The 6,163-nt window shown below is 67.0% G+C and carries 8 protein-coding genes; 7 read left to right on the top strand and 1 reads right to left on the bottom strand.

Annotated features, from left to right (window positions below):
* A partial coding sequence (locus ACIA8R_RS52850; RefSeq protein WP_397044040.1) for a LuxR C-terminal-related transcriptional regulator occupies positions 1 to 117 on the top strand: 117 nt, incomplete at its 5' end.
* 231 nt (positions 118 to 348) lie between these two features.
* On the opposite strand, the gene ACIA8R_RS52845 is transcribed toward ACIA8R_RS52850, so the two are convergent.
* Positions 349 to 567 (bottom strand): hypothetical protein, encoded by a 219-nt coding sequence (locus tag ACIA8R_RS52845; protein ID WP_397045819.1) that lies wholly within the window; start codon positions 565 to 567, stop codon positions 349 to 351.
* A 501-nt stretch (positions 568 to 1,068) separates the two neighbouring features.
* Between ACIA8R_RS52845 and ACIA8R_RS52840 the strand changes: the two genes are divergently transcribed.
* The 6 genes from ACIA8R_RS52840 to ACIA8R_RS52815 all read left to right on the top strand — a co-directional run bounded on the left by ACIA8R_RS52840 (position 1,069) and on the right by ACIA8R_RS52815 (position 6,072).
* A complete protein-coding gene (locus ACIA8R_RS52840) occupies positions 1,069 to 1,395 on the top strand; it encodes a hypothetical protein (RefSeq protein ID WP_397045817.1) in 327 nt (108 codons plus the stop codon).
* A 557-nt stretch (positions 1,396 to 1,952) separates the two neighbouring features.
* A complete protein-coding gene (locus tag ACIA8R_RS52835) occupies positions 1,953 to 3,407 on the top strand; it encodes a hypothetical protein (protein WP_397045815.1) in 1,455 nt (484 codons plus the stop codon).
* A gap of 365 nt (positions 3,408 to 3,772) precedes the next feature.
* A complete protein-coding gene (locus ACIA8R_RS52830; protein WP_397045813.1) occupies positions 3,773 to 4,879 on the top strand; it encodes a hypothetical protein in 1,107 nt (368 codons plus the stop codon).
* A gap of 241 nt (positions 4,880 to 5,120) precedes the next feature.
* Positions 5,121 to 5,300 (top strand): hypothetical protein, encoded by a 180-nt coding sequence (locus ACIA8R_RS52825; protein ID WP_397045812.1) that lies wholly within the window; start codon positions 5,121 to 5,123, stop codon positions 5,298 to 5,300.
* Positions 5,301 to 5,452: 152 nt separating this feature from the next.
* Positions 5,453 to 5,773, top strand: coding sequence for a hypothetical protein (locus tag ACIA8R_RS52820; protein ID WP_397045811.1), 321 nt, complete (start codon positions 5,453 to 5,455; stop codon positions 5,771 to 5,773).
* On the top strand, positions 5,749 to 6,072 hold the full coding sequence (locus tag ACIA8R_RS52815) for a hypothetical protein (RefSeq protein ID WP_397045810.1): 324 nt from the start codon (positions 5,749 to 5,751) through the stop codon (positions 6,070 to 6,072). Before ACIA8R_RS52820 ends, ACIA8R_RS52815 begins: the two co-directional genes overlap by 25 nt.
* The last annotated feature ends 91 nt before the right edge of the window (positions 6,073 to 6,163 follow it).

The following is a 6,163-nucleotide window of genomic DNA, read 5'->3' as shown; positions in this document are numbered from 1 at the left end:
CTGTCGCTGTCCCCCAAGACCGTGCGCAACAACGTCTCCAACGTCTTCGCCAAGCTCCAGGTCGCCGACCGCGCCCAGGCGATCATCCAGGCCCGAGAGGCCGGCCTCGGCCAATGAAGGGGCGCCGCTGAGAATCGTGTCATGAGCCCCAGCACAACGGTGTTGATCTTGTCGTGATCTTGCCTGGTCAACGCTGGTCATCCATGGGGACCCTCCGATGCGCACGGACGAGCCGGTCGAGTACCGGCCCCATTCTGGGTGAAGAACGCGAGCTGAACGCAGAGGAGCTCGGCTGGTCGGCCCGCGATGACTTGCACATGCACCGGCCGGCCGACGACGACACCCGGCTCAGGCCGTGGCTGGTAGATCGATCGAGGCGAGTTTGGCCGGGTCGACAGCCATGTGGATGCCGGTGATCCGACCGACGGCGACGGTGAAGGCGATGACCGACAACGGCGTTCCCTCCGAGCGCAGGACGTGTGGCCGGGGACGCCGTTGACGAGCGACCTCGCCGGAGAACATGCGGGGACCGGAGGCGACCGTGGTGGCGCCGAAGGTGACGACCACGCCGCCCGGGGTGTCGACCGGGCGCCGGTGTCGCTCGGCCGGCCCGCGGCCGCCGCATGCGACCACTGGAGGATCTGCGCCGGGCTGCTGGGAACGCCGACCGTGAGGAACCGCCCGTCGGGGCCCGCGTAGTCGGCCCGCGCGGGGGCCAGCCGCGCCCGAGCCGCCATGACGTCCCGATGGCGAGACAGCTAGGACATGGCGCCCTCCTGATCAAGCTGGGCAGATCACCCATCCTCGCATGCCGTGGCCACGCTCAGCCAGACAATCGTCCCTTGCGAGGCCGCCCAGAATCGTCCGGCTGGAGGACGAGAATGCCCGGGGTGCGCCGCGAGGTCGAGGAGCCGCGAGGTCGAGGAGAAGAACGCGTTTCCCATCCCGTGCGGGCGAAAATGCGCGCCGATGTCGAGGCGCTGCGGGTCGAGAACGAAGGCTCAAGGCCGAGCCGGCAAAGCTGGAGCCGTTCAAGCAGTTCATCGAAGCGGCGAAGGAGACCGGCATGTGACAGCCGTCGTCGACCAGCCTGATAGGCGGCTCGACGTTCATCACTGTGGGTGTTCACCAGCCGTCATCGACATCTTCGAGGTCTATTGCGGGATCGTCGCCTTCATCGGCCCCGTTGTTCTCGCCCGAACAGGACGGCTCTTGCCCGTTGCCGGTCCGGATGTCGTGCACCTGGCTGATGGTGAGAAAGATTCCCAGAGCGGCGGCGAAGAGCCCTATCAGCACATTCCAAGGGGTAGAGAGGTCATTTCCTGCATCGTTGGTCCCATTGATCCTGCTGTCACCTTAAGTAACTCTCAGTCGCGCACCAAAGACTTTAAGTAGTGCATGCGGCTGCTTGGCGCACAATATCTAGGGGTCCGTACGGCATGTTCGGGGGCGAGGAACCCAGGAACAGCCGTTGGCGCCGAGAATGATCTTGCGGGAAGTGTGACGTCCTGGCTTTGGCGTGTGATCACCCTACCTGGAGGTTACCGGCCCGCGGATGATGCAGTGGATGGTGGAGCGTCCGACGCTGTATCGGTGGCCAGGTCGGCCAGGACACCTCGCCCTCTGCGCATCGCCGCAGGATGGAGCGCCGGGCGTGTCGGGCAGTTTGGGTTGCTTACGCCCTCTGCCTCCACCAGCAGCTGGACCTGTTCGCTCGCATGGTCCCAATGCTTGTCAAGACGCTGATGATATTGCCGAACCGCCCTGTTATGGCCGCCTTGAGTGAGCTTGTCACGCTCCAACGCTGAGCGATTGGATCCAGAGGTGATCTTCTGCAGTGCGTCGCAGGCGGGTTTCGGATGCGCTACCCATGTCGTCGCCTGCCCGCCCGGCCCTCTTGCCGCGGGCGGGCCATCGGCCCGCGCCGTCCTCCAAGAAAAGGAGTCGTGACCATGACCATGCTGACCTACACCGTCCTCACCGACCCGGCGCCCCTGGAGGCGTCAGCGGCCGGGCGGCCGTCCACGGGGACGGTGTACCTGGTCGTCACCAACACCGGGCAGCAGGCGGCGTACTGGTCCACGATCGAGGTGGAGGTGCCGGTCGGCAACGGCGCCGACGACCTCACCCTCACCTCGAACTTCAACAAGATCAAGCCCAAGGGCGACTACAAGCACGGCCCACCGTCGGGCACCCGGTCGTCGGTGAACATCCAGCGGCAGGGCTCCAACGCCTTCCAGGCCACCGCCCCTGGCGGCACAGGCCCTAACGGCACAGCCCCTTTCGCCCCCGGCGACCACATGGTGCTGACGCTGAAGGACGTCACCATCGCCCCCACCGCCGGGCTGGCCGTGCTCACGGTGACCGAGAACACCAGCAGAACCAAGAGCGCCAAACCCCGCTCCAGTTCCACGGTGGTGGCGCTGGTGAAGACCGCACCAAAGGAGCTCCCGCCGCACAGCTTCCATCCGGACAAGGCCATGGTGAACCCCGGTGACAAGCTCACGCTGAGCTGGCAGGGGTCCACCGGCTTCCGCTACGAGATCATGTACCCGGGCGCGCCGCAGCCCGTCCCCGTCTCCGGGAGCAGCTGGTCACCGCCCGACGCCCCGAACCGGGCCACGACCTACATTCTCATCGCCACCGACCCCAACAAGCAGCAGCACTTCCTCACCACGACCGTTCAAGTGCGCAACCCCGTCCTGGAAACCCTTACCGCCACCACCGGGATCAAGACCCCCCGGGTCCAAGGGGCCGTGACCAACTGGGGCCTGACCATCACCGGCACAGGGGCGGAGATCTCCAACGACTCCGGCGTGAAGGGGACGTTGACGGCTGGCGAGGCCACCGTCAGCGGCGTGGCCACCAAGTATGTGAAGGGGCTCCAGGACGGCGACGGAGACATCACCTTCCTCCAAGGCGGGGTGAAAGTCTGGCGCACACCCGGCTCCAACGACCCAGGCACTCTGTACGCCGGCGGCATCAGAACCGAGTACGTGACCGGACCAAATGACGGCGACGGAGATATCAGATTCCTCCCAGGGGGAATGAAAATCTGGAGCGCGCTCGGCTCCAACGACCTGGGCACCCTGTACGCCGGCGAGGCCACCGTCAGCGGCGTGGCCACCGAGTACGTGAAGGGGCTCAATAGCGGCGACGGAGACATCACTTTCCCCCCGGGCGGGGTGAGAGTCTGGCGCACACGCGGCTCCAACGACCCGGGCACCCTGCATGCCGACCAGGCCACCGTCGGCAACCTCGTCACCGAGTTTGTCTACGCGAAGTCCGCCCCTTACGGGCAGGGTGGCGGGTGGATCAACCTCCACGACGAAGGGATAACCGTCTACCTGTCAAAGAACGGGAGCAATGGTCTTGGGAGCGTGACGGCCCGCGCCTACAACCGATGAACGAGTGGTAACGGACGATCCGGCCCCACCCCACGATCACACTCACCCTCAGAAGATCAGGATCATTCTTAGCGCCAACGACTGTTCCTGGGGTCTCGACCCCAGGAACAGTCCAGCCCGCACAAGCCCAAACCCACATTAAGATGATCTTGAGATAGGGACGGTGAGGCATAAAGCTGTGATCTTGTTAGCCTGTTGTGTTCGTATTCGTCTCGCTACGGTGCGTCTCGTCCATTGACGGGACGACCCCGAAGGCGTGGCCAGCCCGGGCCCCAGGGCGGTGTGGCTGCGCGCCACCCGGGGGCACTGTGAGCCGATCCGGGCCACCGGCCGGGTGATTGTCCCGGAGGAAGCGAGGAGAGGACATGCGTTTTCTAGAGCGGGAACGCGCCACCATGGCGCAGCTGCTGCCGGACCTGGACAAGAGCCTACGGGCGGTCTCCCTCATGGAACTGGAGGGCCCAGGCGGCCCCGGCATCGGGCTCTTCCGCGACAGCGGCGGCCCCGGGTTGCTGGCGCCAACCGCCTACCAGGGGCAGGGAGCCACCGCCCTGGACGCCCTACGGGTACAGCGCGCACTGGGCAGCAGGGCACCGTCGCTGGCCGCGGCCAGCGCCCTGCACCACTTCTCGATGGCCACCCTGAACGCCCTGATCACCGATGAGTACATGAAGTCGATGCTTGTCGGGGGTGTGGCCTCCACCAACAGGCTCGTGGCGTTCGGCTTCGCCGAGGACCGCCCCGGCGCGGGAGTCCTCTCCCCCTCGATGACAGCCTCGCAGGGGTCCGACGGGGTGCGGGTCAGCGGGGTGACGCGCACGCGCGGTCTGGCCCAGTCGATGGACCTGCTCATCACCGGTGTCATGATCCCCCGCGAGGACGGCCCGGGCGAGGAACCGGCGCTCGCGCTGGTGCCCGCGGACAGCGACGGTGTGAGCATCAGCGAGGCAGGGACGGACAGGGAGCAGGTCACCCTCGACGACGTCGTGGTGCCGCCGGAGCTGCTGGTGCGCCCCTCGGCCCCCGACGGGCAACTGGACGTCCTGCTGACCGCGAGCTTCGCCTGGTACCAGCTGCTGATCACCGGCAGCTACCTCGGGGCCGCCGGCGCACTGGTCGAGCGGGTGCTGCTCGACAACCAGGCGCCCGAGTCCGAGCGGATCCGGCTACTGGTGGAGGTCGAGGGCGCGATGTCGGCCGCGGAGGGCATCGCCCGCCAGATCGACGACGGCGGCCCAGACGAGTCCACGCTCGCCGCCTCGCTCTACGTCCGGTACAACGTGCAGGACGCCCTCTCCCGGGTGGTCCCGCGCGCGATCGAACTGCTCGGCGACCTCGATTCCACGGCCTCCGACGAGGTCGGCCACCTCACCACCTGCGTCAACGGGCTGGTCCTGCAGCCGCCGGCACGGTTCCGGATGACCAGTCCGTTTGCGGCGTACCTGGTCGACGGGCCGCTCACCATCGCCTGATCCCGGCGTCCTCGCCCCGGGCCACAACGCAACGCAGCGTGATGTGGTTGCGTCGCGGCAAGACCTCGCCGCGACGCAACCCGGGGGAAGGGCTCAGGAGAGGGTGAAGTCCGGGGCGTGCCAGAACGCGATCGCGGCCGCGGCACGGATGCGCCGGCAGCCGTCAACAGGGCTGCGATCCGCGTCACCGGCGGGAGGTTCGATCGGGACCGGGTGGCAGGAGCGACTGACCGGATCGCCGGTGGTGGCCTCCCCCGCCTACCGGTGCCAGGTCACGATAGAGCTGGTGGTCGAGGTCCTGGTCGACGTCGCTCAGGAGCGCGGCCGGTGGCGGCACCCGATGCGGTACCGGCGGCTGCGACTCGGCCTGTCCCCGGACGCCGTCCCGCGCACGACCTGGCTGGACGCCGGGTCGGCGTAACCGTGCCCGGGCCCACGGTGCCGAGGTATGAGATCCGGGGATGGCTGTCAGCGATCAATCGCCAAAAATCTCGTAGGTCGCTGTGACTACGGCCGCAGCGTCATCGTCATGATATTTGCGTGGGTTCATTGTGATCCGACAGAAGGCACTCCATGGAGTCGCCGGAGAAGCCGACGACGGCCGAGGACGTCGCCCACTGGTTCGCCACCAGCTCGCCCGAGACGTCGGCGCACGTCTGCGTCGACCAGAACTCGGTGGTGCGGTGCGTCGACGGCGAAGCCGCGATCACTACGTCCGTGCCGCGGGATCAGTGTCGTGGCGATCCGGCCCCCGCCGCTGCAACACTGCGCCTGCCGATGACTACATCCGCCCAGGTCATTGCTTCGCATGGCGTACGTGAAGTCCGGTCACCCGGAAGTCGGAAGCGGGTACGGCAGGACGATCCGCTGTGCTGCTTCGCTTGGCCCACCTGACCGTCACGAACGCCTTCACCGCGCTGCTGTTGCCGCCCATGAGCGATCGAGACAAGGACGTGGAGATTCTCGTTCTACGTCACCAGTTTTCCGTCCTCGAACGTCAACTCGGCGCTGACACCAGAGTGCGATTCGCGCCCGAGGACCGGGCCCTTCTCGCCGCGCTCATGACGTCGCTGCCCCTCGGGGTCCTGTGCCGGCTGCGGCAGGTGACGGACCTGCTCGACGGGAGCCATGACCTGGGCACCATCGCGGCCGCTCTGCCGTCCACGGTGGACCAGCTCCTCACCCCGGCCTAGTGGCCCGTCACCGAATCTTGGACGGGTAATTGATCTCCAGCGGTGAACCCGCCAGGCTTGCTGCCTCTTCGATATTGGGAGGTGGTCGTGG

Origin of the sequence: Nonomuraea sp. NPDC051191, assembly GCF_044455665.1 — a bacterium.
Taxonomy (GTDB): Bacteria; Actinomycetota; Actinomycetes; order Streptosporangiales; family Streptosporangiaceae; genus Nonomuraea.
The sequence above is the reverse complement of the archived record's forward strand: the minus strand, read 5'-3'. Positions and strand labels throughout refer to the sequence as shown.